Below are 25,599 nucleotides of genomic sequence, written 5' to 3'. Positions count from 1 at the left end.
ATCAACCTGCGTCGGTAGCGGGGGCGGCCTGTGCGCCGGCATGCACCTGCGCGGCGATGCCCTCCCAGCCGTCCTTCATGGTGTCGACCAGCCCGGCGCATTCGGCCAGGGCAGCTTCGTCGTTGTGCAGGTTGGCGATGGTGAGGCGACGCACCAGGTAGTCGTAGAGAGCGGCGAGGCGCTCGGCGATTTCGCCGCCGCGCGGCATGTCGAGGACGCCGGCCAGGCCTTCGTCGACGATGCGCACGGCGCGGCTGATCGCCCGGGCCTTGGCAGGCATGTCGCCTCGCCGGATGGCGCCGCGAGCCGTATGGATGTCGCTCAGCACCGTGCTGTAGAGCAGTCCGATGAGCTTGTGGGGGCTGGCGTCGTCGGTCGCGGTGCTGGCGCCGATGTCGGCGTAGGCATTGGTGCGGGGGCGGTGTCCGCCGAAGGACTGGGGCATGCTGAACATCACGCTGGACTCCGGTTCACTTGTCCTTGTTTTCGGCCTTTGCGGCCGGTTCTTGAACCGGGATTGGCGCGTCAAACGCCATTACTTAACGCCGTCAGCTGCTCCTCTGGTTGTTCCAGAGCGTGATCTGCTGGTTCACGTACTTGGACAGCGCGTTGGCCTTCGACATCGTCGAATCCAGTGCGGAGTACTGGTCACGCAGCCGTTTTTCGGTCAGGCTCAGCCGGACCTGGAAGGCATCCTGATCCTTCTGGTTTGAAGCGACGCCCTTTTGCAGAGACTGCTGTATCGTCGGCAGCGAGCCCGTCGTGCCCAGCGCAATGGCCTCCCAGTCGGAGAGCTTCTTGAAGAAGCCGTTGTTGACCGGGCTGGTGAGGTCGACGTTGGACAGCGCCTTCTTCAGCTCGGTCGGGTTCTGTACGGCGGCGCTCAGCGCGGTGTCGTCCACCTGCAGCGAGCCGTCCTTCTGGAAGCGCAGGCCGATCGAGCTGAGGGTGTTGAACGTCGACGAGGCCGAACCGAAGCCGCCCAGGAGGTTGCGCAACTGGGTCTGCAGGCTCAGCGTGGTGCGGTCGCCCTGCAGCAACGCGCCTTGCTTGGCGACGGGGTCGTACTTGGTCGAGTCGCTGATGAAGCCGTTGAGTGCGTTGTAGGCGGCGGCGAAACTCTTCACCATCGCCTTCAGCGCATCGGTATTGGCGCTGACCGTCACCTGCACGGGCGCCGTCGTCACCTTGCCGAGGGTGAGGGTCAGGCCCTGGATGACGTTGCTCAGCGTCGTGCTGGAACTCGTGATCGCGATGCCGTTGACCGTCGCCTGGGTGTCGGCGGCCGCCGTGGTCTGCGTCATCTGCCTGATGTTGACCGAGGGGTCGAACGCGAGGCGCCCCAGGCCGGCCGCGCCGGTCTCCGTGACCGCCACCTTGAAGCCGTTGACGGCGCCCGTGCTGCTCGACTGCAGGGCCAGGCGGGAGCCGGTCGAGTCGGTGACGATGGTCGCCGTCACGCCGGCATTGGCCGCGTTGATCTTGTCGCGGACGCCGGCCAGCGTGTTGCTGGTCGAGTCGATCGTGATGCTGACCGACTGGGCGCCGGTCTTGGGCGTGAAGGCCGTCTGCCCGGCGTTCCAGCTGCCCAGGCTGATGGTCAGCGTGCCGGTGCCGACGATGTCGGTGGTCGCCGCGAACTGGCCGCTGGCGCTGACCAGGGTCTGCGACGCCGCCAGCGCGCTCACCGAGACGGCGTAATTGCCCGCGACCGCGCCGGTCGTCGTGGCAACGCCGACACTTGAGACGTCGGATGACGCGGCGGTCGTGAGCGAGTAGTTGGTGCTGGTCAGCAGCGGCGTCGTGGCGTCCTGCAGCGCCGATACCAGAGACTGCATCTTGCCGTAGGCCGACAGCTGCGTCTGCATCTTCTGCGCCGCTATCTGCATGAGCTTCAGCGGCTGGGATTCAACCGCCATCAGCTGCGTGACGATGCTGCTGACGTCGAGCCCGCTGCCGATGCCCGGGGACGACATGGTCGAGGTGCCGGTGATGGAGGTCATGGTCCTTCGTTTATCGGTCGACGCTGCCGAAATCTTAGGCGCTTTACCTTTTTGAAACCGCGATGGATTTCACGTTCTCGGGCGCGGCGGCGTGGCCGGCCCTCGCGGCCTCAGCCCTTCAGCAGCGACAGCACCTGCTGCGGCAACTGGTTGGCCTGGGCGATCATCGCCGTGCCGGCCTGCTGCAGCACCTGGGCGCGGCTCAGGTTGGCGGTTTCGGCCGCGAAGTCGGCGTCCTGGATGCGGCTGCGCGAGGCCGACAGGTTGTTGCTGGCCGTCGTCAGGTTGTCGATGGTCGAGCTGAAGCGGTTCTGGATGGCACCCAGCGTCGCGCGGTTGCTGTTCACCGTGGCCAGCGCGGCGTCGACGGCCGACAGCGCGGCGTTGGCGCCGCCCACCGTCGAGATGTCGATGGCGTTGACGGCCGTGCCGGTGGAGGCGATGGCGTTCGTCGAGTTGAGGCCGCCGGTCTGGGCGAACACGACGCTGCCGGATACGCCGGAAGGGGCGACATAGTTGATGTTGATCGTGCCGCCGTAGGTCGTGCCCGAGGTGGCGCCGATACCGAAGTCGGTCAGGCTGGAGCCGGTGAAGCCGCCGGCCGCGTAAGTGACGGTGATGTTGCGCCCGTCGGCGGCGGTCAGCGACACGCCGGTGCCCGTGTCGGTGGCCATCACGCCGGTGGCGGCCGACTGCGCGTTCAGCGCGGCGACGACGTTGGCACGGTTGGTGGACTGGGCACCGGCACCATTGACGCCGTTGACGTTGATGGCCACGCCGTTGACGGTGATCGTCGCCGCGCCGGAGGCGGTGGCGGCGTTGGTCTGGGCTGCGGCCGCGACGGTGGTGGCGTTGGCGGTGGCGGTCAGGCCGGCGATATTGCCGGAGGTGATCGCGGCGGCCTGGGCCTTGGCATCGACGGCGACCGTGCCGAGCGCGACGGCGCCGGCGCCGCCAACGTTGACGGTCAGCGCTGCGGCCGTGTTGCTCGCGGTGCCGATGGACTGGCTGGTGGCCGTGAAGCCCTGGTAGACGCCGAGGGCGCTGGCGCGGGAGCTGGCGATGTTGGCGACCGTGATGGTCTGGCCGGCGTTGGCGCCGACCTGGAACTGCTGGGCGGCGAAGCTGCCGTCCAGCAGGTTCAGGCCGTTGAACTGGGTCTGGGTCGCGACGCGGTCGATTTCGGCGGCGAGCTGGAGCACTTCCTGCTGCAGCGCGGCGCGGTCCGTGGCGCTGTTGGTCGCGTTGGCGGACTGCACGGCCAGCTGGCGCATGCGCTGCAGGTTGGCGCCGACCGAGCCCAGGCCGCCTTCGGCCACCTGGGCCAGCGAGATGCCGTCGTTGGCGTTGCGCGCGGCCTGGTTGAGGCCGTTGATCTGGGCGGTGAAGCGCTCGCTGATCGCAAGGCCGGCGGCATCGTCCTTGGCGCTGTTGATGCGCAGTCCGGAGGACAGGCGTGCAATCGCGGTGCTCAGGTCGTTCTGCGTCTTGCTGGCATTGCGCTGGGCAGTCAGCGACGACAGATTGGTGTTGATGGTCTGCGACATGAAATCTCTCCGTGAAAGCCTTGCATTCCTGGATCGATCTCGTCGATCCGAACGCCAAATGCCGAGCCGGGATTTGGTGTCCGAATTCTTCCGAGTGCGGCCGATCGGCCTAGCCCGGATAAGCGGCGGCTTTCGCGGTCAATTCAGCCTCGCCAAAAGCGGCGGGCCGGCCTCCTCGGAAGTCCCGAGGAGGGCCGGCCCGCCGGCGCCGCGCGTTGCGCGCGGCGTTTCAGGTGCGCGGATTAACGCAGCAGCGTCAGCACCTGCTGCGGCTGCTGGTTGGCCTGGGCGACCATGGCCGTGCCGGCCTGCTGCAGCACCTGGGCGCGGCTCAGGTTGGCGGTTTCGGCCGCGAAGTCGGCGTCCTGGATGCGGCTGCGCGAGGCCGCCAGGTTGTTGCTCGTGGTCGACAGGTTGTTGATGGTCGAGCTGAAGCGGTTCTGGATGGCGCCGAGGTTGGCGCGGCTGCTGTTGACCGAAGCCAGCGCGGCGTCGATGGCCGACAGCGCGGAGTTGGCGTTAGTCACCGTCGAGATGTCGATGGCGCTGACGGCCGTGCCGGTGGCGGCGATGGCGGTCGTCGAGTTCAGGCCGGCCGTTTGGGCGAACACCACGCTGCCGGACACGCCGGACGGAGCGGAGTAGCTGATGTTGAGCGTGCCGCCGTAGGTCGTGGCCGACGTGGCGCCGATGCCGAAGTCGGTCAGGCTGGAGCCGGTGAAAGTGCCGGCCGCGTAGGTGGCCGTGATGTTGCGGCCATCGGCGGCGGACAGCGAGACGCCAGAGCCGGTGTCCGAAGCGGTCACGCCGGTGGCGGCCGACTGCGCGTTCAGCGCGGAGACGACGGCGGCGCGGTTGGTGGACTGGGCGCCGGCACCGTTGACGCCGGCGACGTTGATGGCGACGCCGTTGACAGTGATCGTCGCCGTGCCGGAGGCGGTGGCGGCGTTGGTTTGCGCCGCGGCAGCGATCGTCGTCGCGTTGGCGGTGGCGGTCAGGCCGGCGACGTTGCCGGAGTTGATCGCCGCGGCCTGGGCCTTGGCGTCGACGGCCACGGAACCGAGCGAGACGGCCGGGCCGCCGCCGACGGTGACGGTCAGGGCCGCGGCCGTGTTGCTGGCCGTGCCGATGGACTGGTTGGTCAGCGAGAAGCCCTGGTACTGGCCGAGGGCGCTGCCGCGGGCGCTGGCGATGCTCGCGACCGTGATGGTCTGGCCGGCGTTGGCGCCGACCTGGAACTGCTGGGCGGTGAAGCTGCCGTCCAGCAGGTTCAGGCCGTTGAACTGGGTCTGCGTCGCGACGCGGTCGATTTCGGCGGCGAGCTGGGTGACTTCCTGCTGCAGCGCGGCGCGGTCGCTGGCGCTGTTGGTCGCGTTGGCCGACTGCACGGCGAGCTGGCGCATGCGCTGCAGGTTGGCGCCGACCGAGGACAGGCCGCCTTCAGCGGTCTGCGCCAGCGAGATGCCGTCGTTGGCATTGCGGGCGGCCTGGTTCAGACCGTTGATCTGGGCCGAGAAGCGCTCGGAAATCGCGAGGCCGGCGGCGTCGTCCTTGGCGCTGTTGATGCGCAGGCCGGAGGACAGGCGCGCGATCGCGGTGCTCAGGTCGTTCTGCGTGTTGCTGGAATTGCGCTGGGCGGTCAGCGAATTCAGGTTGGTGTTGATCTGCATGGCCATGAAAAACTCCTTCGATTTGAAGTGACTTCCGGCAAGAGCGCCGGCATCGCCGGAGCCTCGGGAGTCGGACGGACCTTCCCTGGGGCTCCAATCTGCCGCAGAGGGGCTGCCCCGCTCCGCTGCGCCCGGCGTGAGTCACCTCGGTGACGGTGCCGCATGGCACCGTCCGTCGGCCGCTTACTCCGGACCACGGTGCCGATTCCTCGGCCGCCGTTGGAGCGTTTATCGGAGGGGTGGCAGAGAACTTGAACCCTTTGTCGCAGGCTTCGCTCGGCAAGTGCGAAATCGCACGCCGAATTCGGTCGTTCGTGAACTTTGTCGCAGGGCAGGCTTCCCGGGCGGGTGCAGCGGGGCTTGTCGGGCAAATTCCTACAAGGGGGGTGGAATTAACGGGACTCAAGTTGCCGAAATGGCCTGATCCACGCCGCTAATCCGGCTCTCCACAATCCGTCGCACGTCGATACATCGCCTGACCTGCTGCCACGGAGCCCCCATGAAAGTCGAACAGATCCTTGCCGAAATCCGCGAAGCCAACCTGTCCTATCTGATGCTGGCCCAGGGCCTGATCCGGGCCGACCGCGAGCAGGCGCTCTACCGCCTGGGCATCAACGAGGAGACGGCGCTGTTGATCGAGACGCTCAGCCCGGCGCAGATCCTGAAGATCGCTTCGGGCAACACGCTGCTGTGCAGCTTCCGCATGTCGGACGATCTGGTCTGGGGCCTGCTCACGGGGCATGGCAAGACCGCGGGGGACGGGGTGGGCCGGCTGCACGCCGCCATCCTGATGGCCGGCCGCCACGAGCACGCCTGATCGCCCCGTTCTCAGCCGGAGTCCACCATGCGTGTGAAGAGCATCCTGACCGAAGCGAAGCAGATCGAGCGTGCCATCCAGTTGATCCACCTCGGCGCCCGCCTGCAGGTGCTGGAGTCGGAGACCGACCTGTCCTACGAGCGCCTGCTGCGCCTGTACAAGGAGGTGTCCGGCAGGTCGCCGTCCAAGGGGCAGCTGCCGTTCTCGACGGACTGGTTCATGACCTGGCAGCCGAACATCCATGCCAGCCTGTTCCTGAACATCCACGAGTACCTGAACAAGGCGGCCGAGATGGAGGAGATCGATACCGTCATCAAGGCCTACCAGCTCTATCAGGAGCAGGCCCAGGCCCAGGGCCTGGAAGCCATGCTGTCGGTCACCCGGGCCTGGCGTCTCGTGAAGTTCGTCGACAACGGCATGCTGACGCTGACCAAATGCTCGCGTTGCAACGGCCAGTTCGTGACGCATCCGCACGAGATCGCCCGCCACTTCGTCTGCGGCCTGTGCAACCCGCCGGCCCGCGCCGGCAAAGGGCGGGCCCAGGGCTCGATCCAGCTGCATTGAGGCCCGGCGCCGCTACGCTGCGCGGCATGTGGCTCTCGCGCTGGCCGTTGTCGGCCCTGTGGAGTTGGCTGGCGGCCTGGCTGGGCTATTCGGCATCGCTCGCGGCCGGCCTGACGGCGGGCCCGGCCTTCGCGCTGGGCGTTGCCATCGGGTGGGCTCTGAGTCGGCTGCAGCGCGAGCGCTGGCGCCGCCTGTTCGTTGTGCTGGGGTTCCCGGTCTCCGTGCCGGCGCTGGGCTGGCAGGGCGAGGCGTCCGGCCTGCTGTGGCTGGTGCCGCTGGCCTTGCTGTGGTGGCTCTACCCGCGTCGCAGCTGGACCGAGGCGCCCTTTTTCCCGACCCCGGCCGGTGCGCTGGAGCGGCTGCCCGCGCTGGCGCCTCTGCCGCCCCGGGCGCGCGTGCTGGATGCCGGCTGCGGTGCGGGCGATGGCCTGCGCGAGCTGTGCCGCGTCTACCCGCAGGCCTGCGTCGAGGGTGTGGAGTGGAGCCGGCCGCTGGCCTGGATCGCGCGCTGGCGCGCCCGCGGTGCGCGCGTGAGGCGCGGCGATCTGTGGGCCGACGACTGGGCGCCGTTTGCGCTGGTCTATGTCTTCCAGCGGCCCGAGTCCATGCCGCGTGTCTGGGCCAAGGCCTGTGCCGAGCTGGCGTCCGGGGCCTGGCTGGTCAGCCTGGACTTCGCGGTGCCGGACGCGGCGCCGGTGGCGAGCTGGCGGCTGGGCAACGGCCGGTTCGTGTGGCTTTACCGCCCGGGCCGGATTGCGCCGCCAAAGCCCGCCGAATGAAGGCTTCCGGGCGCCTTCTCCGGGGCATACTCGCTCAAGCCCCCCGGCAGCGGGCCGATATGGCCTGAACACCCCCAACTCGTTCGCGCATGTTCGTCCTCATCGGCTGGGCCATTTCCATGGCCTGTATCTTCGGCGTGTTCATCGCCCACGGCGGGAACATCGGCGTCATCCTGCATGCGCTGCCCTTCGAGATGATCACCATCTTCGGCGCCGCCATCGGCGCCTTCCTGGCCAACAACCAGATGAAGGTGGTCAAGGCCAGCGCGGCCGGCTTGGGCCTGTGCTTCAAGGGCAGCAAGTACAGCAAGGCGCGCTATATGGAGCTGCTGGCGTTGATGTACGACATCCTGCAGAAGGCGCGCAAGGAAGGCCTGATGTCCATCGAGAAGGACGTCGAGGATCCGCACAACTCGCCGCTGTTCCAGAAATACGCGACGGTGGGCAACGACCACCACGTCACCGAGTTCATCACCGACTACCTGCGCATGATGGTGTCGGGCAACCTGAACGCGCACGAGATCGAGGCGCTGATGGACAGCGAGATCGAGACCCACCACCAGGAGGAGCATGCCGCCGTCGCGGCGCTGCAGCGCCTGGCGGGCGGCCTGCCGGCCTTCGGCATCGTGGCCGCCGTGCTGGGCGTCGTGAACACCATGGGCTCGGTCGGCCAGCCGCCGGCCGTGCTGGGCGGCATGATCGGCTCGGCCCTGGTCGGCACCTTCCTGGGCATTCTGCTGTCCTACGGCTTCGCGGAGCCGCTGGCCGGCCTGCTGGAGCAGAAGGTCGAGGACGCCAGCAAGGAGTTCCAGTGCATCAAGACCACGCTGCTGGCCAGCATGCAGGGCTATGCGCCGCAGGTGGCCATCGAGTTCGGCCGCAAGGTGCTGTTCTCGGGCGACCGCCCGTCGTTCATCGAACTCGAAGGCCACGTGAAGAAGAAGTGATCCGGCCGATGAAATGCAACCACAGGGGCACAGAGGCCCAGAGGAAGCCGGAGCTGAATTTGCTCTGTGACTCTGTGCCTCTGTGGTTGTCTTTGGCTGTTTTGACGGGTTGCGCCCATGGCCGGTGACGCGAAGAAGCTTCAGCCCATCATCATCAAGAAGGTGAAGAAGGGCGGCCATGCGGCGCACGGCGGCGCGTGGAAGATCGCCTATGCCGACTTCGTCACGGCCATGATGGCCTTCTTCCTGCTGATGTGGCTGCTGGGCTCGACGACCGAGGGCGACAAGAAGGGCATTGCCGACTTCTTCCAGTCGCCGCTGAAGGTGGCGATGCTGGGCGGCTCGGGCTCGGGCGACTCGTCCAGCATCATCCGCGGCGGCGGCAAGGATCTGACGCGCGAGACCGGCCAGGTCAAGGAAGGCGAGAGCCAGGCCAAGAAGTCCAGCTACACGCTGCGCGCGCTGAAGGAGGAGCAGCGCAAGGCCGAGAAGTCGCGGCTGGAGCAGCTCAAGGCCAAGGTCGAGCAGGTGCTGGCCGAGAACCCCAAGCTGGCGGCGCTGGGCGGCCAGATCCGCCTGGACATGACCAAGGAAGGCCTGCGCATCCAGATCGTCGACGAGGGCAACCGGCCGATGTTCGACAGCGGCAGCGCCGTCGTGAAGCCCTATATGCACGAGCTGCTGCGCGAGCTGGGCAATGTGCTGACCGAGGTGCCCAACCGGCTGACGGTGGAGGGCCACACCGACGCCCAGCCCTTCCCGGGCGGCGCATTGGGCTACAGCAACTGGGAGCTGTCGGCCGACCGGGCCAACGCGTCGCGCCGCGAGCTGGTCGCCGGTGGCCTGCCGGAGGCGCGCATGCTGCGCGTGCAGGGCCTGGCCGCGAGCAAGCTGCTCGATGCCAAGGATCCCAACAGCCCCTTGAACCGGCGCATCAGCATCATCGTGATGAACCGCGATGCCGAGGACGCCGTGCTGAAGAACCTGCCCGACGACGGCGACGAGGCCGCATCGGCGCCCGTGGGCAACGCGCCCGCGGAAATGCCGCGCGGCGGGGGCACGCGGCTGCCCCGGTGACGGCATCGCGCAGCGGGGTCACGCAGGTGCCGCGCAGCGGGGTCACGCAGGTGCCGCGCAGCGGGAAAATGCCGCAAACTGAATCTCCCGCTCCGGCCCGCTGGAACTAGACTGCGGGCTGACCCCTGAATCCCGCCCCGAGAGAGAGGATCGCCATGAGCGCTGACATGAAATTCCTGGTTGTCGACGACTTCTCCACCATGCGCCGCATCGTGCGCGGCCTGCTGAAGGAGATCGGCTACAACAACTGCGAAGAGGCCGAGGACGGCGTCGAGGCGCTGAGCATGCTCAAGGGCTCCAAGTTCGACTTCGTCGTCAGCGACATCAACATGCCCAATATGACGGGCTTCGAACTGCTGAAGGCCATCAAGGAAGATCCCAACCTCAAGCATCTGCCGGTGCTGATGGTCACCGCCGAGGCCCGCAAGGAAGACATCGTGCTGGCGGCCCAGTCGGGCGCGGCCGGCTACATCGTCAAGCCCTTCACGAAGGCGACGCTGGAAGAAAAAGTCCAGAAGATCATGCAGAAGCTGGCCGCCGCGGCCTGACAACAAACAAAAAAGGGGAATCGCCATGTCGATGGAACAGTTGGACCAATTGGCCAAGTCCCAGGAGCCCTTGCTCGTCTCGCCCGAGGTGTTCCAGCAGCTTGGCACCATCACCCGCACCTTGCACGACACGATGCAGCGCCTGGGCGTCATGCCCAAGCTGCAGGTGGCCACCGACGGCCTGCCCGATGCGCGCAGCCGCCTGAACTACATCGCCACCAAGACGGCCGCCGCCGCCGAGAGGGTGCTGAACTCCGTCGACCAGGCCAAGGCCGAGCACGCCGGCATCAGCAAGGCCACGCAGGAACTGGCCGCCGCCATCGTGGCCGACCCGGTGCGCGCCGTGGCCAGCGGCGCGGTGATGAACTTCGTCAAGGACGTCGAGACCCGCACGCAGAGCATCGACGGCCACCTGACCGACATCATGCTGGCCCAGGACTTCCACGACCTGACCGGCCAGGTCGTCGCCAAGGTCGTGAAGCTGGCCAATGACCTGGAGGACAGCCTCGTCAAGCTGCTGGTGCAGGTGGTGCCGCCCGAGCAGCGCGAGAAGGTCGACCCCAACATCCTGCAAGGCCCCGTGGTCAACCCCGAGGGCCGCACCGACGTGGTCGCCAACCAGGGCGAGGTCGACGACCTGCTGGCCAGCCTCGGCTTCTGAGCCCGTCGCCGCCTCCCCGACGGCCGGCCTTTGCGCCGGCCGTCTGCGTTTCCGGCTGGTGACCGACCCGCGCGCGGCCGAGGCCGGATAAGCCGGCAATCCCGCCCGCTTTTCCCGCTCAAGTTCACGGGGCGGCCCCGAACAATTCGGCCCAGCGCTGCAGAACCGCCATGGCCGACCAAGACGCACAAGACCGCAACCTGCCCGCCTCGGCCAAGAAGATCGCCAGATCGCGGGCCGAGGGCCAGGTGCCGCGCTCGCGCGACCTGCCGCACTTCGCGATGATGGTGGCCGGCGGCGCCGTGCTGGCCGTGGGCGGGCCGCTGATCGTCGAGCGGCTGCGCCTGATGCTGGGCATCGGCCTGCATTTCGACGCCCGCCTGCTCGCGCGGCCCGGCTTCATGGGCGAGCGCCTCGTCGACATGACGCTGGCCTTCGCCGCCGTCATGGGGCCGGTCGCCGCGCTGCTGCTGCTGGCGGCCGTCGCCAGCAACCTCGCCAGCGGCGGCTGGAACTGGACGCTGAAGCCGCTGGCGCCCAAGTTCACGCACATGAACCCGATCGAGGGCCTGGGGCGCCTGTTCACCGGCCAGGGCTTCGGCAGCGCGCTCAAGGCCGTGCTGCTGGCCCTGGTGCTGGGCATCGTCGGCGCGCTGGTGCTGAAGGAGCGCCTGGCGGCCTACGTCGGCATCATGTCGGTGCCGCTGCCCTCGGCCCTGGCCTATGCCGGCCAGCAGCTGATGGGCGGGCTGATGCTGCTGGCCGTCGCGCTGGCCGTGTTCGCCGCCATCGACGTGCCGCTGCAGCGCCAGCTGTGGATGCGCCGCCTGCGCATGAGCCGCGAGGAGGCCAAGCAGGAACTCAAGGAGGTCGAGGGCAACCTCGAGATCAAGGCCAAGGTGCGCGCCAGGATGCGCGAGATGGCCAAGCGCCGCATGCTGGCCGCGGTGCCCCAGGCCGACCTCGTCGTCATGAACCCGACCCACTATGCGGTCGCGCTGAAGTACGAGGAAGGCCGGATGGCCGCGCCCAAGGTCGTCGCCAAGGGCGCCGACCTGCTGGCCATGAAGATCCGCGACCTGGCCAAGGACAGCAAGGTGCCGGTGCTGCAGCAGCCCGTGCTGGCCCGCGCCCTCTATGCCCACGCCAAGGTCGACCAGGAGATCCCCGCCGCGCTGTTCGGCGCCGTGGCCCAGGTGCTGGCCTATGTCTACCAGCTGCGTGCGGCCATGGCATCGCGCGCCGCGGCTCGCCCGGACATGCCGCACCCGTATGTGCCGCCGGAGCTGGACCCGCACAACCAACCGGGCTGGGCACCTCCCGACGACGGCGACGACGATCTGCCCTGAGCGGGGTCAGACCACCCGCAGCACGAGACGGCCCTGAACGGCCCGCGTGCCGAGCCGGTGCAGGGCCTCGGCGGCCTGCTCCAGGGCCAGCACCTCGCTGACCAGCGGCCGCAGTTGGCCGGCGCGGATCCATGCCAGTAGCTGGCGGTCGGCACGGGCACTCGGCTCGGGATGGCGCTGCGACCAGGCCCCCCAGAACGCACCGACCAGGGCGTAGTTCTTCAGCAGCGGCAGATTGGCCGGCAGGCTGGGGATGCTGCCGCTGGTGAAGCCGATCGGCAGCAAGCGCCCGCCCCAGGCCATCGCACGCGACAGCCCGCCGAACACCTCGCCGCCGACCTGGTCCACGCCGATATCCACGCCTCGTCCGCCGGTCAGCGCCATCAGCTGCGCCTTCAGGTCGCCCGGGCCGTAGACGATGACCTGCTCTGCGCCGCGGCTCAGCGCCACCGCGGCGCGCTCGGGCGAGCTGACGCCGGCGAGCACTCGCGCGCCCAGGTGCCGGGCCAGGTCCACCGTGGCGAGGCCCACGCCGCCTGCCGCGCCGCTCACGAAGACGGTCTCCCCCGGCTGCAGCCGCGCGCATTCGACCAGGGCGTAGTGCGCCGTCCCGTAGGCATAGCGCACGGTGCAGGCGGTCTCCAGATCCAGCCCGCCCGGCACCGGCGTGATCTGGCTCTCGGCCACGAGGCGCTGTTCGGCCCAGGCGCCGGTCCAGTCGCTGCAGATCACGCGGTTGCCGGGCTGCAGCCCGGTCACGTCGGGGCCGACCGCGTCGATGACGCCGGCCGCGTCGGTGCCGGGCACGAAGGGCAGGGGTGGGCGCATCTGGTAGCGGCCCTGGACCATCAGCAGGTCCATGAAACTCACCGCCGCGGCCTGCACGCGCACGCGCACCTGGCCGGCCGACGGGGCCGGGCAGTCCTGCGCGGCCACGGACAGCCGGGGCGGATCGGCAAACTCGGTGCACAGGATGGCGCGCATGTCAGTGCCCCTTCATGCGCACGGCGACCAGCTCGGCTGTCGCGCATTCGGTCTCGCCCTGCAGCACCCGGCAGGCCACGGTGCTGCGGCGCCCGTCCTGGCCGACCACGCGGGCGCGGAGCTGCAGGGCTTGCTCGATCGCGGCGGGGCGCAGGAAGTTGACGGCCAGTTGCCCGGTCACGAACAGCGGCAGCGCCGCGCCCGCAGCGGGGTCCAGGCTGAGGCTCTCGTCGCGGCAGCACTGGGCCAGGGCGGTCCAGATGCCGTGGCAGTCCACCACCGAGGCGATGGCGCCGCCGTAGACCACGCCGGGATGGCCGATGTAATGCGCAGGGGGCCGCCAATGGCAGACCAGCTCGTCGCCGTCCCAGCGGCTCTTGATCTGCAGGCCGCGGGCATTGAGCGCGCCGCAGCCGAAGCAGTGCACCTTCAACAGGTCCTGCAGCGCGGGTCCGGTGTCGTCCATGGTCAGCCTCCGTCGGTGACGGCGGGACTGTCCCGCGACCGAAGCGGCCGCGCCAGTCGGCGTCCTACGGTAGGCCCGCCCGGCGCTACCGGGCTTTTACGGGGTCAGAGCAGCCGAAGGCGCGCGGCACAGTGAACTGCCTCGGCGCGCGTGCGGCAGCCCAGCGCCTTCAGCGCCGAGCCGACATGCATCTCCACCGTGCGGGGGCTCAGCTGCAGCGCGGCGGCCACTTCCTTGTCGGTGGCCCCCGCGGCGATGCGGCCCAGCACGTCGCGCTGGCGGGCGGTCAGCCGTGCTTCTGCCACGGTGGCCGGCGCCGCATGACCGAGGAAGTCGCGCACTTCGCGCCGGAAGGCTTCGAAGGCGGGCTCGGTCGGGAAAGGGATGTGGTTGCGCCCTTCCAGCGGCACGAAGCGTGCGCCCGGCACCAGCGAGGCCAGGCGCCGGCCCTGGTCGAAGGACACCATCTGGTCGCCCTTGGGGTGGAGGATGAGGGTGGGGCAGCGCACACGTTGCGCGGCCTCCTTGACGTTGATGCCGTACAGGGTTTCCAGGTAGCGGGCCGCCACGTCCGGGGCGCAGGTCGTCCGCTGCAATTGGTCGAACGCGGCCCACTGGGCGGGCGTGGCGTCGGGCAGGAAGCGCGACACGAAGACCTGGCGGAAGGCCGGTGTGTCCTGGCCCCAGCCGACGGCGGCCAGCTCCCGCATCAGGTCGCCCTCGCGCCGCACGGCGGGATCGGGGTGGCCGGTGCTGTAGTAGGACGTCGCAAAGCCCCCGAACAGGATCAGCCGCCCCACGCGTTCGGGGTGGCGGGCCGCGTAAGCCACGGCCACGCCCGCGCCGCAGGTGAAGCCCATCAGCGTGAATGGCTGCTCGCTGCCGCAGCTGTCCGCCACGGCTTCCAGGTCGCGCACCCAGGCGTCGAAGGACAGGTCCTCGACCCGCCGCTGCGACAGGCCGCAGCCGCGGGTGTCGTATTCGACGTAGGTGTGGGCGGCCGAGAACTCGTCGATCAGCGCCTGCTGGACCGAGCCGGCGGCGACCTGATCGATGTGGGTGAGCCAGGTCGCGGCCTTGAGCACCAGCGGGCCGCTGCCGTAGCGGGCCGTGGCGATCTGGACGCCATCAGCCGACCTCACGAAACGGATCTCTCTGCGCGCAGCCATTCGGCCTCCTCGGGGGCGTTGATGAAGTCTACGACCGCTGCCGCGCAGCCTTGCGGCGCAGTGGGGCAGGCGCGCATTTGGCGGGTGTTCGCCCAGCTATTCCGGCTCAAGTTTGCGCGCGTGCGCAAGAACAATGCCCGGAAGCCTCGGCCTCCCTCGACCCCGCGTCGTCGCTCGTCGCATGAACGCCCTCCTCGCCAAACTCCAGTCCCTGCTCGGCCCGCGCGCCGCCATCATTGCCGCGCTCGGCGCGCCCGTCGCGGTGCTGCTGGTGCTGTCGATGATGGTGCTGCCGCTGCCGCCCTTCGTGCTGGACCTGCTGTTCACCTTCAACATCGCGATGGCCGTGATGGTGATGATGGTGGCGGCCCACATGATCAAGCCGCTGGACTTCGCGGCCTTCCCGACCGTGCTGCTGCTGACGACGCTGATGCGCCTGTCGCTGAACGTCGCGTCCACGCGCGTCGTGCTGCTGCAGGGCCACACGGGCACCGGCGCGGCCGGCAAGGTCATCGAGAGCTTCGGCCACTTCCTGATCGGCGGCAATTTCGCGGTCGGCCTGATCGTGTTCGCCATCCTCGTCGTCATCAACTTCATCGTCGTGACCAAGGGCGCCGAGCGCATCGCCGAGGTCGGCGCGCGCTTCACGCTGGACGCGATGCCCGGCAAGCAGATGGCCGTGGACGCCGACCTGAACGCCGGCCTCATCAACGAGGCCGAGGCCAAGCGCCGCCGCACCGAGCTGTCCGACGAGGCCGACTTCTTCGGCTCCATGGACGGCGCCAGCAAGTTCGTGCGCGGCGACGCCGTGGCCGGCATGCTGATCCTGGCCATCAACATCGTCGGCGGCTTCATCATCGGCGTGGCCCAGCACGGCCTGTCGGCCAGCCAGGCGGCCGACAGCTACATCCTGCTGGCCGTCGGCGATGCGCTCGTCGCCCAGGTGCCGGCGCTGCTGATCTCGGTGGCCGCGGCCATGGTGGTGTCGCGCGTGGGCACGGACAAGGACATCGGCAGCCAGATCGGCCGCCAGGTCTTCGGCTCGGCCAAGAGCATCGCCATCACGGCCGCCGTCATCGGCGTGCTGGGCCTGATCCCGGGCATGCCCCACGTCGTCTTCCTGCTGATCGCCGGCGGCCTGGGCTATCTGGCCTACTGGCTGCGCAGCAAGGAGCAGGCCCAGGAGGCCGCCAGGGCCGTCAAGCCCATCATGCCGCCCAGCGAGGGCGCCGGCGAGGCGAGCTGGGAGGATCTCGTGCCCGTCGACACGCTGGGCCTGGAGGTGGGCTATCGCCTCATCACGCTGGTGGACAAGACCCGCGAGGGCGACCTGCTCAGCCGCATCAAGGGCGTGCGCCGCAAGTTCGCGCAGGAGGTCGGCTTCCTGCCGCCGCCGGTGCACATCCGCGACAACCTGGAGCTGCGCCCCAGCCAGTACCGCATCTCGCTGCGCGGCGGCGTCGTCGGCGAGGCCGAGGCCTTCCCCGGCATGTGGCTGGCCATCAACCCGGGCCATGCGACGCAGAAGCTCATCGGCACCGCGACGACCGACCCCGCCTTCGGCCTGCCGGCCGTGTGGATCGAGGAGCGCCAGCGGGAGATGGCCCAAATGAGCGGGTTTACCGTCGTTGATTGCTCGACCGTCGTGGCCACCCACCTTTCACACTTGATGCAAGTGCACGCGGCCAAGCTGCTCGGCCGTGTGGAGACGCAGGCCCTGGTGGAACACCTCACCAGGCAGGCGCCGCAACTCATAGAAGACGTGATCCCGAAGATGGTCAGCATCGCCACCCTGCAACGCGTGCTCCAGCTGCTGCTGGAAGAGGGCGTGCATGTGCGCGACATGCGCTCCATCGTCGAATGCCTGGCCGAGAACGCCGCCACGGTCACCGACCCGGCCGAGCTGGCGCGCCGCATCCGCACCCATCTCGCGCCGGCCATCGTGCAGCAGATCTACGGCTCGACGAAGGAGCTGGACGTCATCGCGCTGGAGCCCGAGCTGGAGCGCCTCGTCACCCAGGCCCTCAATTCGCCGCATGGCGCGGCGCTCGATCCCGGCGTGGCCGACACGCTGGCCCGCAGCGCCGCCGAGACGGCCCAGAAGCAGGAGGACCGCGGCGTGCCGGCGGCCCTGCTGGTGCCCGACCTGATCCGCGCCCCCATGGCCCGCCTGCTCAAGCGCGCCGCGCCGCGCCTGAAGGTGCTCGGCCACAGCGAGATTCCCGAGACCCACACCATCCGCATCGGCTCCATCATCGGAGGGACTGCCTGATGTGCCCCCACGCTCACATTCGTTCGCTGCCCCCCACGGGGGCGTTCGCCTCCTTTGAGGCGGCTCGGCAGGAGGCTCCATGAACGTCCGCAAATTCACCGCGAGGACCTCGCGCGAGGCCCTGGCGCTCGTCAAGCAAGCCTTCGGCCCGGATGCGGTCGTGCTGTCCAACAAATCGGTGGCCGAAGGCGTCGAGGTGCTGGCCATGGCGCCGGAAGGCATGGGCCAGATCGAGCAGATGGCTGCCACCGCGCCGCGCGGCGTGGCCCGCCCGCCGCAGCCGGCCGAGCCGCAGCCGCGCGCCAGCTTCGCCGAGCGCTCGCAGCGCCTCGAGCCCGGCTTCGGCGGCCCCGACGTGCAGAGCGACGTGCAGCAGTTGGCGATGAGCACGCTGCGCTTCCAGGACTATGTGCGCGAGCGCGTGCTGCGCCGCCGCGAGGCCGAGCTGGCAGGCCAGCCCGACCCGCTGGGCCGGCCGGCCGCCCGGCCGGCGCCGCAGCCCTCTGCCGTATCGCCGGAGGCCGCGCGCGCCCAGCGCGAGCGTCGCGCCGCCGAGGCCATGGCCGCGCTGGCGCCCAGGCGCGCCGACCCGGCGCCGGCCCAGGCTCGCGCCGCGCCGCCGGTGCTGCGCGACGAGATCCGCCTGCCGTCGGCCATGCCCGCGCAGGCCCGCGCCGTGCCCCAGCTCGGCGATCTCGCCACCGCCGAGCCGCTGCCGCTGCCGGGCCAGCCCAATGCCACGCAGCGCAGCCAGATGGACATGGCCGCCGAGCTGCGCCAGATGCGCGGCCTGATCGAGGAGCGCTTCTCCTCGCTGGCTTTCATGGAGAAGCTGCAGCGCCAGCCCGTGCAGGCGCGACTGACGCAGAAGCTGCTGGAGCTGGGCTTCAGCCCGGCCCTGGTGCGCAAGCTGGCCGAGAGCTGCCCGTCCGAGTTCAAGGCCGGCTCGCCCACCGACCCGGCCGACGAGACCGCCTGGGCCGCCCACGTGCTGTCGCGCAATCTGCAGGCCGACGAGGCCGCGCCGGCCATCGAGGACCGCGGCGGCGTGTTCGCGCTGATCGGCTCCACCGGCGTCGGCAAGACGACGACGACCGCCAAGCTGGCCGCCCATTTCGCCACCAAGTACGGCGCCAGCCAGCTCGGCCTCATCACGCTGGACGCCTACCGCGTGGGTGCCCACGAGCAGCTGCGCGCCTACGGCCGCATCCTCGGCGTGCCGGTGCACACGGCGCACGACCGCGCCTCGCTGGACGACCTGCTGGAGCTGCTGTCCGGCAAGAAGCTGGTGCTGGTCGACACCGCCGGCATGGCCCAGCGCGACAGCCGCACCCAGGAGCTGCTGGAGATGCTGGCCCACCCCAGCATCAGGAAGCTGCTCGTCATCAACGCAGCCCAGCAGGGCGAGACCATCGAGGACGTCGTCGGCGCCTGGAAGGGCGCGGCCTGCGAGGGCGTGGTGCTCAGCAAGATCGACGAGGCCGTCAAGCTCGCGCCGGCGCTGGACACGCTGATCCGCCACAAGCTCAAGGTGCTGGGCGTGGCCAACGGCCAGCGCGTGCCGGAGGACTGGCACCGCCTGCCCGGCACGGCCCTGGTGCAGCGCGCGCTGAAGAGCCCCGCGGCCGGCGCCTGGCGCATGGACAACGCCGACGTCAACCTCATCTTCGCCGGTGCGCCGCTGACCGACGGCATGAGAGCCATCCACTGAATGGCCGCCATGCCTCAAGACCAAGCCCATGGCCTGCGCCGCCTGTTCGCGGCCTCCAAGACTCGCTTCGTGCCGGTCGTCAGCAACCCGTGCGTGATGGGGGCCGGCCTGCTGCTCGAAGGCCTGTGCGCGGCCTTCGCCGAGCTGGGCCTGCACACGCTGGTCGTCGACGCCGGCGAGCATTCGCCCCAGCCCTCGGAGCTGGCCCAGGTGGACCTGTCCAACTGCATCGAGCGGCTGTCGCCCCGGCTGTCCTACCTGGCCGCGCGCGGCCTGCCGCTGCGCCACATCAACGCCAATGGCTCGGCGGCGGCCTTCCTGGAGGCCGTGGCCGACGCGGCGCCGGAGGCCGACGTCATCCTGCTGCACGCGCCGGCGGCCGAGCTGGCCCGCGTCGTCGCCTTGCGCGAGGTGCGCCCGCTGCTGCTGGCCGATACCGACCCGCGCAGCGTCACCGAAGCCTATGCCGGCATGAAATGGCTCACACAACGGGCCGGGCTGATGGTCTACAGTCTGCTGATGGCCTGCCATCCCCAGCTGCGCGTGGCCACCCGCATCGCGCAACAGCTCCATTCCTGCGCCGACGGCTTCCTCGGCGCGGTGCTGCGCGACTGGGCCTGCCTGGACCCCAAGACCCCCCACCAGGCGCCGCTCACGCCCGAGCTGCGCCACCTGGCGCGCGAGCTGCTGCTCGCGGCGCCGCCCGGCGCGGCCATCGACGCCGCCTCCAACGCCACTCCGCTGCGCCCGGCCCGCACGGTGTCCTCTCCCTTCATCGCAGCGCACTGAACTGCCGGAGTTCACGATGTACACGCCCAAAGGCCGTCTCGACAACAGCACGCTGATCAGGCAGTACAGCCCGCTGGTGCGACGCCTGGCGCACCAGATGATCGCCAAGCTGCCGGCCAATGTGGAGGTGGACGACCTGATCCAGGTCGGCCTGATCGGCCTGACCGACGCGCTGTCGCGCTTCGATGCCGGGCAGGGCGTGCAGTTCGAGACCTTCGCGACCCAGCGCATCCGCGGCGCGATGCTCGACGAGCTGCGCGGCGGCGACTGGATGAGCCGCGGCACGCGCCGCCAGCAGCGCGAGATCGAGGTGGCCGTGCACAAGGTCGAGCAGCGCCTGGGCCGCGCGCCCAGCGAGACCGAGATCGCCGCCGAGATGGGCCTGCCGCTGGCCGAGTACCAGGAGCTGCTGGGCAAGGTGCGCGGCACCCAGCTCGTCTACCTGGAGGACATGAGCGGCGACGACGGCGACGAGAACTACCTCGACCGCCATGTGGCCGACGACGGCGCCAACCCGGTCTCGCTGCTGCAGGACCACCGCATGCGCGAGGCGCTGGTGGCGGCCATCAAGAACCTGCCCGAGCGCGAGCAGTTCGTGATGAGCATGTACTACGAGCACGACATGAACCTCAAGGAGATCGCGGCCGTGCTCAAGGTCACGGAATCGCGCGTCTGCCAGCTGCACAGTCAGTCCATCGCAAGGTTGAGAGTGAAACTGCGGGACTGGTAGAAACCGGGACCGCTGCCCGCCGTGGCCCCGACCGACAAGCAGGGGACAAATGCATGCTCAGGTGGCCCAAGTCAGGAGCTTCTCTTCCCGATACGTCGCGCGAGGAGCCCGGCCGTCGCGATGACGGCGCCTCGCTGAACCTCGTCAGGCGGCTGGCCCGCGCGATCTCCACGGTCGGCAAGGACGCAGCCGAGGTGCGTGGCGCCCTCGAGGACACCCAGCGCGTCGTCCAGGTCCAGGGCCAGGCCATGCAGGCCCTGGCCCGGCAGCTCCACCAGATCGGCCAGGCCCAGGCCGCCATCGCCAACGCCACCGCGCAGAGCGCCGCCGCCGTGCAGCGCGCGCGCGGCGCGCTGGGCGTCGTGGGCAGCGAAGTGGTCGGCATGGCGGCCACGCTGGCCCAGGTGTCCGATGCGGCCGCCGAGATCACGAAGATCTCGCTGCAGACGCGGCTGGTGGCCTTCAACGCGGCCGTCGAGGCCAAGCACGCGGGCGAGGCCGGTCGCGGCTTCGCCGTCGTCGCCGAGGCCGTGAAGGGGCTGGCCGGGCAGGTCGAGTCCTCGTCCAAGGCCATCGTCGGCGCCATCGCCAGCCTGCAGGAGCGCATCGACCGCTTCAGCGCCGAGCTGACCGAGAACGCGGCCAGGCCCAGCCAGATCCACGCCGCCTTCCACGAGGTCGAGCAGGACGTGCAGCGCATCTCAGCCTCCGCCGCCGACAGCGGCCAGCAGATGAACCTGCTGAACGAGCGCGCCCAGGAGCTGGAGCGCGAGGTGCTGGAGGCCACGCAGGGCCTCAAGGTGGCCTTCGACGGCAGCGACCGCTTCCTGCGCATGTCCGAGGAGCTGGTCGAGCAGATCGCCGAGAGCGGCGTCGAGGTCGACGACATGCCCTTCATCCGCGCCGCCCAGGACGCCGCCGCCGAGATCGCCGCGCTGCTGGAGGGCGCGCTGCGCGACGGCCAGATCAGCACCGCCGACCTCTTCGACGAGAACTACCGACCCGTCGACGGCACCCTGCCTCAGCAGCACACGACGCGCTTCTGTGCGCTGACGGACCGCCTCTTCCCCACCGTGCAGGAAAGGGCGCTGGCCTTCAGCGACAAGGTCGTCTTCTGCATCGCGGCCGACCGCAACGGCTATATCGCCACGCACAACCGCAAATACTGCCAGCCGCAGCGCCCCGGCGACACGGTCTGGAACACGGCCAACAGCCGCTACCGCCGCATCTTCAACGACCGCACCGGCCTGGCCTCGGCGCGCAACGCGCGGCCCTTCCTGCTGCAGACCTACCGCCGCGACATGGGCGGCGGCCGCTTCGTCGTGCTCAAGGAGGCCACGGCGCCCATCCACGTGGGCGGCCGGCACTGGGGCGGCCTGCGCCTGGCCTTCAACTTCTGACGCGGCTTCGCGCCTGTGATCACTTGGATCGCAGGCCCGCAGGGGCGCTGCGCGCAGCCGCTCACTCCGCCACGCAGGCCCGGTTCTTGCCGGTGTGCTTGGCCTCGTACAGGGCCACGTCGGCGCGGTCCAGCGCGGCTTCCAGCGTCTCGCCGGGCCGGTACAGCGTGACGCCGGCCGAGAAGGTCACGAACACATCCTTGCCCTCGTGGCTGAAGAGGGCCGCGGACAGCGAGCGCTGCAGCCGCACCAGCACGGCCTGTGCCTCGTCCAGCGGCGTGTCGGGCAGCATCAGCACGAACTCCTCGCCGCCGTAGCGCGCGACCATGTCGCCCGGGCGCAGCGAGGCCTGGGTACGCTCGGCCAGCGACTTCAGCGCGATGTCGCCGGCATGGTGGCCGAGGCTATCGTTGAGCTTCTTGAAGTTGTCGATGTCCAGCAGGGCCAGCGCGACGCGGGTGGATTCGCGCTCGGCCCTGGCCTGCTCGATGCCGAAGGCCTGGATCAGGCCGCGGCGGTTGGCGACCTGGGTCAACTGGTCGGTGTGGACCTCGCTGGACAGTCGGCGCAGCTCGCTCTCGAGCTCGTCCACGCGCTGCGTCAGCGCGGCGGCGCGGTCGTGCTCCAGCGTCAGCCGCGCCTGCGTCTGCGCCACCAGGCCCTGCACGCTGCGGCTCTCCTCGACCATCTCGCGCACCGTACCGGCCAGGCTCTCCAGCGAGTCGGCCCGCTCGATGACGTCGGCGTAGCGGCCGACGTTGTTCTGGAAGCGGTCGGTGTGCTGGCCCAGCTCGCCGAGCTCGGCCAGCATGCGCTGGATCAGGCCCTTGAGCGCATCGCGCGCCCGGGAGCGCTCCTCGCGCAGCGTGCGCTGGCGCTCGCGCGTGCCGGCCAGCAACTCGGACACGGTGCGCACGCCGCGGCCCGACAGGCCCTGGGCCAGCGTCTGGTTCATGGCCTCGGCCTGACCCTGGGCCCAGGAGTCGTCCTCGGCCAGGTCGACGAGGCTGGACGACAGCTCGCGGCACAGGCCGCCGAGCTCGTCGAAGAGATGGCGGCGGTGGTCCAGCAGGTGGCGGGCGCGCAGGCACAGCGCGGCCATCTGCGCCGCGCGCTCGGGCGTGGCGCCGCCGGCCTTGAGCTCGGCCTGCGCGGCCTCGAGCTCGCGCAGCAGCGCATCGGCCGGCGTGGCCTCGGTCTGCGGCGAGCGCAGTGCGTGGCGCAGCGTGCCATTGAGTTCGGCGCCGATCTCGGGCCAGTGCGTCGGCGCCGCGGCCGCGGTGGGTTCGCGCAGGCCGGTTCGGCTGCCGTCGGCGAAACCGGAGTCGGCGAAGCCGCTGTCGGTGAAGAACTGGCTGGGCGTGCCGCCGTCCTCGCCGGTCTCGACCTCGCTGCCTTCGACGTCCCTGTCCCAACTCTGGATCAGCTGGCCCAGGCGCTTGACGAGCTTGTGGCTGTCGGTGCGGGTCAGCTCCAGCAGGCGGGCGATGCCGTCCTTCTTGCGCGCCAGCGTCCAGTGCCTGCCGCCGCGCTCCAGGCCGCGCACCAGGCGCTCGATGGCCTGGGCCAGGGCCTCGGCCTGGGCGCCCGGGCCGGCGGTGTCGAGCAGCCTATCGACCTCGCGCAGCAGCTCGTCGTAGCGCTGCTCGCGCAGCGCCGTCTGCAGCTCCTGGCGCGCCGTGCCCGAAGGCAGGGCCAGGCTGATCAGCCGGGAGACCAACTGCTGCACGCGCTCCGGCAGGCCGGCATTGGCGGCCGGCTGGTTCTCGGTGCCGGCCTCGATGGCATAGGCGCGGGCATAGTTCTCGGGCGTCGGCTCCAGCCGGGCCTGGGCCAGGCGCTGCAGCGCCGCCTTGGCGAGCTGGGCCGGAGGGGGCTGCGAACGCATCAGCGTTGCCCGCGCGAGGCCAGGTCGGTGCTGGGGTCCGCCTGCGTGATCCACGGCGCCTTGCGCGGCAGCACGGTCTGGGCGATCCAGCGCTCCAGCTCGTCGGCCGGCAGCGGCTTGCTGAACAAAAAGCCCTGCATCAGCGAGCAGCCCAGGCGGTGCAGCACCTCCATCTGGCGCAGCGTCTCCACGCCCTCGGCGATGACGCGCAGGCCCAGCGCCCGCGCCAGCGCGATGATGGCCGTGACGACGGCCGAGCTCTGCGGCGTGATGCCGAGGTCGCGCACGAAGGTGCGGTCCACCTTGACCTCGGAGATCGGCAGCGTGGTCAGGTAGGCGAGGGACGAATAGCCGGTGCCGAAGTCGTCGATGGAGATCTCGACGCCGACCTCGTTCAGGCGATGCAGCGACGGGATGACGTTCTGCAGATCCTTCATCAGGTTGTTCTCGGTGATCTCGAGCTGGATGGAGCGGTGCGGCACGCCGTAGGCGCTGACGCACTGGTGGATGTGCTCGACGAGATCGGTGCGCTCGAACAGCCGGCTGGGCAGGTTCACGGCGATGGAGTCGCTGAAGCCGAACTGCAGCTGCCAGAGCTTGGCCTGGCGGGCGGCCTCCTTCAGCGCCCACTCGGACAGCGGCACGATGAGGCCGGTCTCCTCGGCCAGCGGGATGAAGTCGGCCGGCGGCACCAGCTCGTTGCCGCGCTGCCAGCGCATCAGCGCCTCGGCGCCGACCATGCGGGCCGCGCGCACGTCGATCTTGGGCTGGTAGTGCAGCACGATCTCGTTGCGCTCCAGCGCCTTGTGCAGCGCGCTCTCCAGCTCCAGCTTCTGCTTGCCGTGGCCGGCCAGCTGCGGCGAGTAGACCGCCGAGGCGTTGCGGCCCTGGCTCTTCACCGCATACATGGCCACGTCGGAATTGCGCAGCAGGTCGGCCATGGTCTGGCCGTCGCGCGGGTAGAGCGCGATGCCGATGCTGGCCGTCACGAAGCATTCCTGGCCGCCGACGAAGATGGGCTCGCGCAGCGCGTCCAGCACGCGCTGGGCCACGCGCTCGGCGTCGCGCTCGTCGGTCACCTCGGGCAGCAGCGCGACGAACTCGTCGCCGCCCAGGCGCCCGACGGCCTCCAGGCCGCGGTGGCTGCGGTTGGACAGGCCTTCCAGCACGCCTTCCATGATCTGGTCGGAATGGCGCACGCAGCCGCGCAGGCGGCGGCCGACCTCGACGAGGAGTTCGTCGCCGGCCGCGTGGCCGAGGGTGTCGTTGATGACCTTGAAGCGGTCCAGGTCGATCAGCAGCAGGCCGACCTCGTGGCCGCCGCGGCGCGCGCTCTCGATGGCGCGCTCGACGCGCCAGATCAGCTGGCGGCGGTTGGGCAGGCTGGTCAGCGCGTCGAAATGGGCCAGCTGGCGGATGCGGTCCTCGGCCTGGCGGCGGTCGGTCACGTCCTGCAGGATGCCGGTGTAGCCGTTGACGCCGCCCTGCTCGTTGAACTCGGGCTCGGCCTCGATGTGCACGACGCGCTGGCGGCCGTCGGGCAGGGTCAGCGGCAGGTCGGTGACGAGGACGGAGGTGTGGGCGATGACGTCGCGCAGCAGGCGCAGGAAGACGTGGCGGTCGTCCAGCGGCACCATGCGCATCACGCCGACGAAGTCGAGCCGGTCCTGCGGGCCGCGGCCGAACACGCGCAGGCCCTCGGCCGAGATCGCGAAGCTGGCCGTCACGCCGCGCCGCCACTCGAAGCTGCCCATGCGGGCCAGGTCCTGGGCGCGCGCCAGCCTGGCCTTGCTGCGCTCCAGCTCCAGCCGCGTGCGCGAGCTGCGCAGCAGATAGCGCAGCCGGCCTTCCAGCAGGCTCCATTGCGGCGACTTGACGAAGAAGTCCGTCGCGCCGGCCTGGTAGGCGCGGTTGATGGAGGCTTCGTCGTCCAGGCCGGTCAGCATCAGCACCGGCAGCGACTCGAAGCCGGGCGTGGCGCGCAGCAGCGAGCAGGTCTCGAAGCCGTCGAGCTCGGGCATCAGCGCGTCCAGCACGACGACGTCGGGCGTGCGCGCGGACAGGTGGGCGAGGGCGTCGCCGCCGCTGTTGGCTTCGGTGACGTCGAAGCCGCGCTCGCGCAGCGCGGCGGCGGTCAGCAGCAGATTGACTTCATCGTCGTCCACCAGCAGCACGCGCGGCGGGTGCGTCAGGTCGTCGAAGGCTTGACCGGATGGCAGCATGAGGCT

Annotated in this window: 22 protein-coding genes; 13 read left to right on the top strand and 9 right to left on the bottom strand. The window is 70.0% G+C overall.

All coding sequences use genetic code 11. From position 1 onward, the window contains the following. Position 1: 1 nt before the first annotated feature. The 4 genes from fliS to NYP07_RS17760 form a co-directional block, all read right to left on the bottom strand. Entirely contained in the window at positions 2-454 is a 453-nt protein-coding gene (gene fliS, locus NYP07_RS17775) for a flagellar export chaperone FliS (RefSeq protein WP_268152820.1), read from the bottom strand. Between the two features lie 94 nt (positions 455-548). Continuing rightward, positions 549-2,003, bottom strand: a complete 1,455-nt coding sequence (fliD, locus tag NYP07_RS17770; protein WP_268152818.1) for a flagellar filament capping protein FliD — start codon at positions 2,001-2,003, stop codon at positions 549-551. Positions 2,004-2,113: 110 nt separating this feature from the next. Beyond that, positions 2,114-3,550, bottom strand: coding sequence for a flagellin N-terminal helical domain-containing protein (locus tag NYP07_RS17765; RefSeq protein WP_268152816.1), 1,437 nt, complete (start codon positions 3,548-3,550; stop codon positions 2,114-2,116). 242 nt (positions 3,551-3,792) lie between these two features. Continuing rightward, the gene (locus NYP07_RS17760) at positions 3,793-5,226 is read right to left on the bottom strand and encodes a flagellin N-terminal helical domain-containing protein (RefSeq protein ID WP_268152814.1); all 1,434 of its coding nucleotides are present in this window, start codon (positions 5,224-5,226) and stop codon (positions 3,793-3,795) included. A 493-nt stretch (positions 5,227-5,719) separates the two neighbouring features. On the opposite strand from NYP07_RS17760, the gene flhD reads away from it, so the two are divergent. The 8 genes from flhD (at position 5,720) to NYP07_RS17720 (ending at position 11,962) form a co-directional block, all read left to right on the top strand. Then, complete coding sequence (gene flhD, locus NYP07_RS17755) at positions 5,720-6,037, top strand: flagellar transcriptional regulator FlhD (RefSeq protein ID WP_268152811.1); 318 nt, start codon at positions 5,720-5,722, stop codon at positions 6,035-6,037. Between the two features lie 27 nt (positions 6,038-6,064). Continuing rightward, positions 6,065-6,601 (top strand): flagellar transcriptional regulator FlhC, encoded by a 537-nt coding sequence (flhC, locus tag NYP07_RS17750; RefSeq protein ID WP_268152809.1) that lies wholly within the window; start codon positions 6,065-6,067, stop codon positions 6,599-6,601. 26 nt (positions 6,602-6,627) lie between these two features. Beyond that, positions 6,628-7,380, top strand: coding sequence for a class I SAM-dependent methyltransferase (locus tag NYP07_RS17745; protein WP_268152807.1), 753 nt, complete (start codon positions 6,628-6,630; stop codon positions 7,378-7,380). Between the two features lie 89 nt (positions 7,381-7,469). After that, entirely contained in the window at positions 7,470-8,327 is an 858-nt protein-coding gene (motA, locus tag NYP07_RS17740; protein WP_268152805.1) for a flagellar motor stator protein MotA, read from the top strand. Between the two features lie 117 nt (positions 8,328-8,444). Further along, positions 8,445-9,404, top strand: coding sequence for a flagellar motor protein MotB (motB, locus tag NYP07_RS17735; RefSeq protein ID WP_268152803.1), 960 nt, complete (start codon positions 8,445-8,447; stop codon positions 9,402-9,404). 155 nt (positions 9,405-9,559) lie between these two features. Continuing rightward, the gene (cheY, locus tag NYP07_RS17730) at positions 9,560-9,952 is read left to right on the top strand and encodes a chemotaxis response regulator CheY (RefSeq protein WP_268152801.1); all 393 of its coding nucleotides are present in this window, start codon (positions 9,560-9,562) and stop codon (positions 9,950-9,952) included. Between the two features lie 25 nt (positions 9,953-9,977). After that, entirely contained in the window at positions 9,978-10,613 is a 636-nt protein-coding gene (locus NYP07_RS17725) for a protein phosphatase CheZ (RefSeq protein ID WP_378990306.1), read from the top strand. A 170-nt stretch (positions 10,614-10,783) separates the two neighbouring features. Then, a complete protein-coding gene (locus tag NYP07_RS17720) occupies positions 10,784-11,962 on the top strand; it encodes an EscU/YscU/HrcU family type III secretion system export apparatus switch protein (RefSeq protein WP_268152799.1) in 1,179 nt (392 codons plus the stop codon). A 6-nt stretch (positions 11,963-11,968) separates the two neighbouring features. Here the strand turns inward: NYP07_RS17720 and NYP07_RS17715 are convergent, their stop codons facing one another. From NYP07_RS17715 to NYP07_RS17705, 3 genes are all read right to left on the bottom strand, one after another. Further along, positions 11,969-12,946 (bottom strand): NADPH:quinone oxidoreductase family protein, encoded by a 978-nt coding sequence (locus NYP07_RS17715; RefSeq protein WP_268152797.1) that lies wholly within the window; start codon positions 12,944-12,946, stop codon positions 11,969-11,971. 1 nt (position 12,947) lies between these two features. Next, positions 12,948-13,412: a PaaI family thioesterase gene (locus NYP07_RS17710; protein ID WP_268152795.1), complete on the bottom strand. Its 465-nt coding sequence runs from the start codon at positions 13,410-13,412 to the stop codon at positions 12,948-12,950. A 104-nt stretch (positions 13,413-13,516) separates the two neighbouring features. Then, complete coding sequence (locus tag NYP07_RS17705) at positions 13,517-14,581, bottom strand: alpha/beta fold hydrolase (protein WP_268152793.1); 1,065 nt, start codon at positions 14,579-14,581, stop codon at positions 13,517-13,519. 181 nt (positions 14,582-14,762) lie between these two features. On the opposite strand from NYP07_RS17705, the gene flhA reads away from it, so the two are divergent. The 5 genes from flhA to NYP07_RS17680 all read left to right on the top strand — a co-directional run bounded on the left by flhA (position 14,763) and on the right by NYP07_RS17680 (position 21,483). Further along, positions 14,763-16,853, top strand: a complete 2,091-nt coding sequence (flhA, locus tag NYP07_RS17700; protein WP_268152791.1) for a flagellar biosynthesis protein FlhA — start codon at positions 14,763-14,765, stop codon at positions 16,851-16,853. Positions 16,854-16,932: 79 nt separating this feature from the next. After that, on the top strand, positions 16,933-18,564 hold the full coding sequence (flhF, locus tag NYP07_RS17695) for a flagellar biosynthesis GTPase FlhF (RefSeq protein ID WP_268152789.1): 1,632 nt from the start codon (positions 16,933-16,935) through the stop codon (positions 18,562-18,564). A gap of 9 nt (positions 18,565-18,573) precedes the next feature. Next, a complete protein-coding gene (locus NYP07_RS17690) occupies positions 18,574-19,353 on the top strand; it encodes a MinD/ParA family ATP-binding protein (protein ID WP_268152787.1) in 780 nt (259 codons plus the stop codon). A 16-nt stretch (positions 19,354-19,369) separates the two neighbouring features. Continuing rightward, on the top strand, positions 19,370-20,083 hold the full coding sequence (locus NYP07_RS17685; RefSeq protein WP_268152785.1) for an RNA polymerase sigma factor FliA: 714 nt from the start codon (positions 19,370-19,372) through the stop codon (positions 20,081-20,083). A 53-nt stretch (positions 20,084-20,136) separates the two neighbouring features. After that, the gene (locus NYP07_RS17680) at positions 20,137-21,483 is read left to right on the top strand and encodes a methyl-accepting chemotaxis protein (RefSeq protein ID WP_268152783.1); all 1,347 of its coding nucleotides are present in this window, start codon (positions 20,137-20,139) and stop codon (positions 21,481-21,483) included. A gap of 61 nt (positions 21,484-21,544) precedes the next feature. Here the strand turns inward: NYP07_RS17680 and NYP07_RS17675 are convergent, their stop codons facing one another. Further along, entirely contained in the window at positions 21,545-23,371 is a 1,827-nt protein-coding gene (locus NYP07_RS17675; RefSeq protein WP_268152781.1) for a GGDEF domain-containing protein, read from the bottom strand. Next, complete coding sequence (locus NYP07_RS17670) at positions 23,371-25,593, bottom strand: putative bifunctional diguanylate cyclase/phosphodiesterase (RefSeq protein WP_268152779.1); 2,223 nt, start codon at positions 25,591-25,593, stop codon at positions 23,371-23,373. The genes NYP07_RS17675 and NYP07_RS17670 overlap by 1 nt, the downstream gene beginning before the upstream one ends. Positions 25,594-25,599: the final 6 nt, after the last annotated feature.

The organism is Pelomonas aquatica, from assembly GCF_026712205.1.
Taxonomy (GTDB): Bacteria; Pseudomonadota; Gammaproteobacteria; order Burkholderiales; family Burkholderiaceae_C; genus Pelomonas; species Pelomonas aquatica.
The sequence above is the reverse complement of the archived record's forward strand: the minus strand, read 5'-3'. Positions and strand labels throughout refer to the sequence as shown.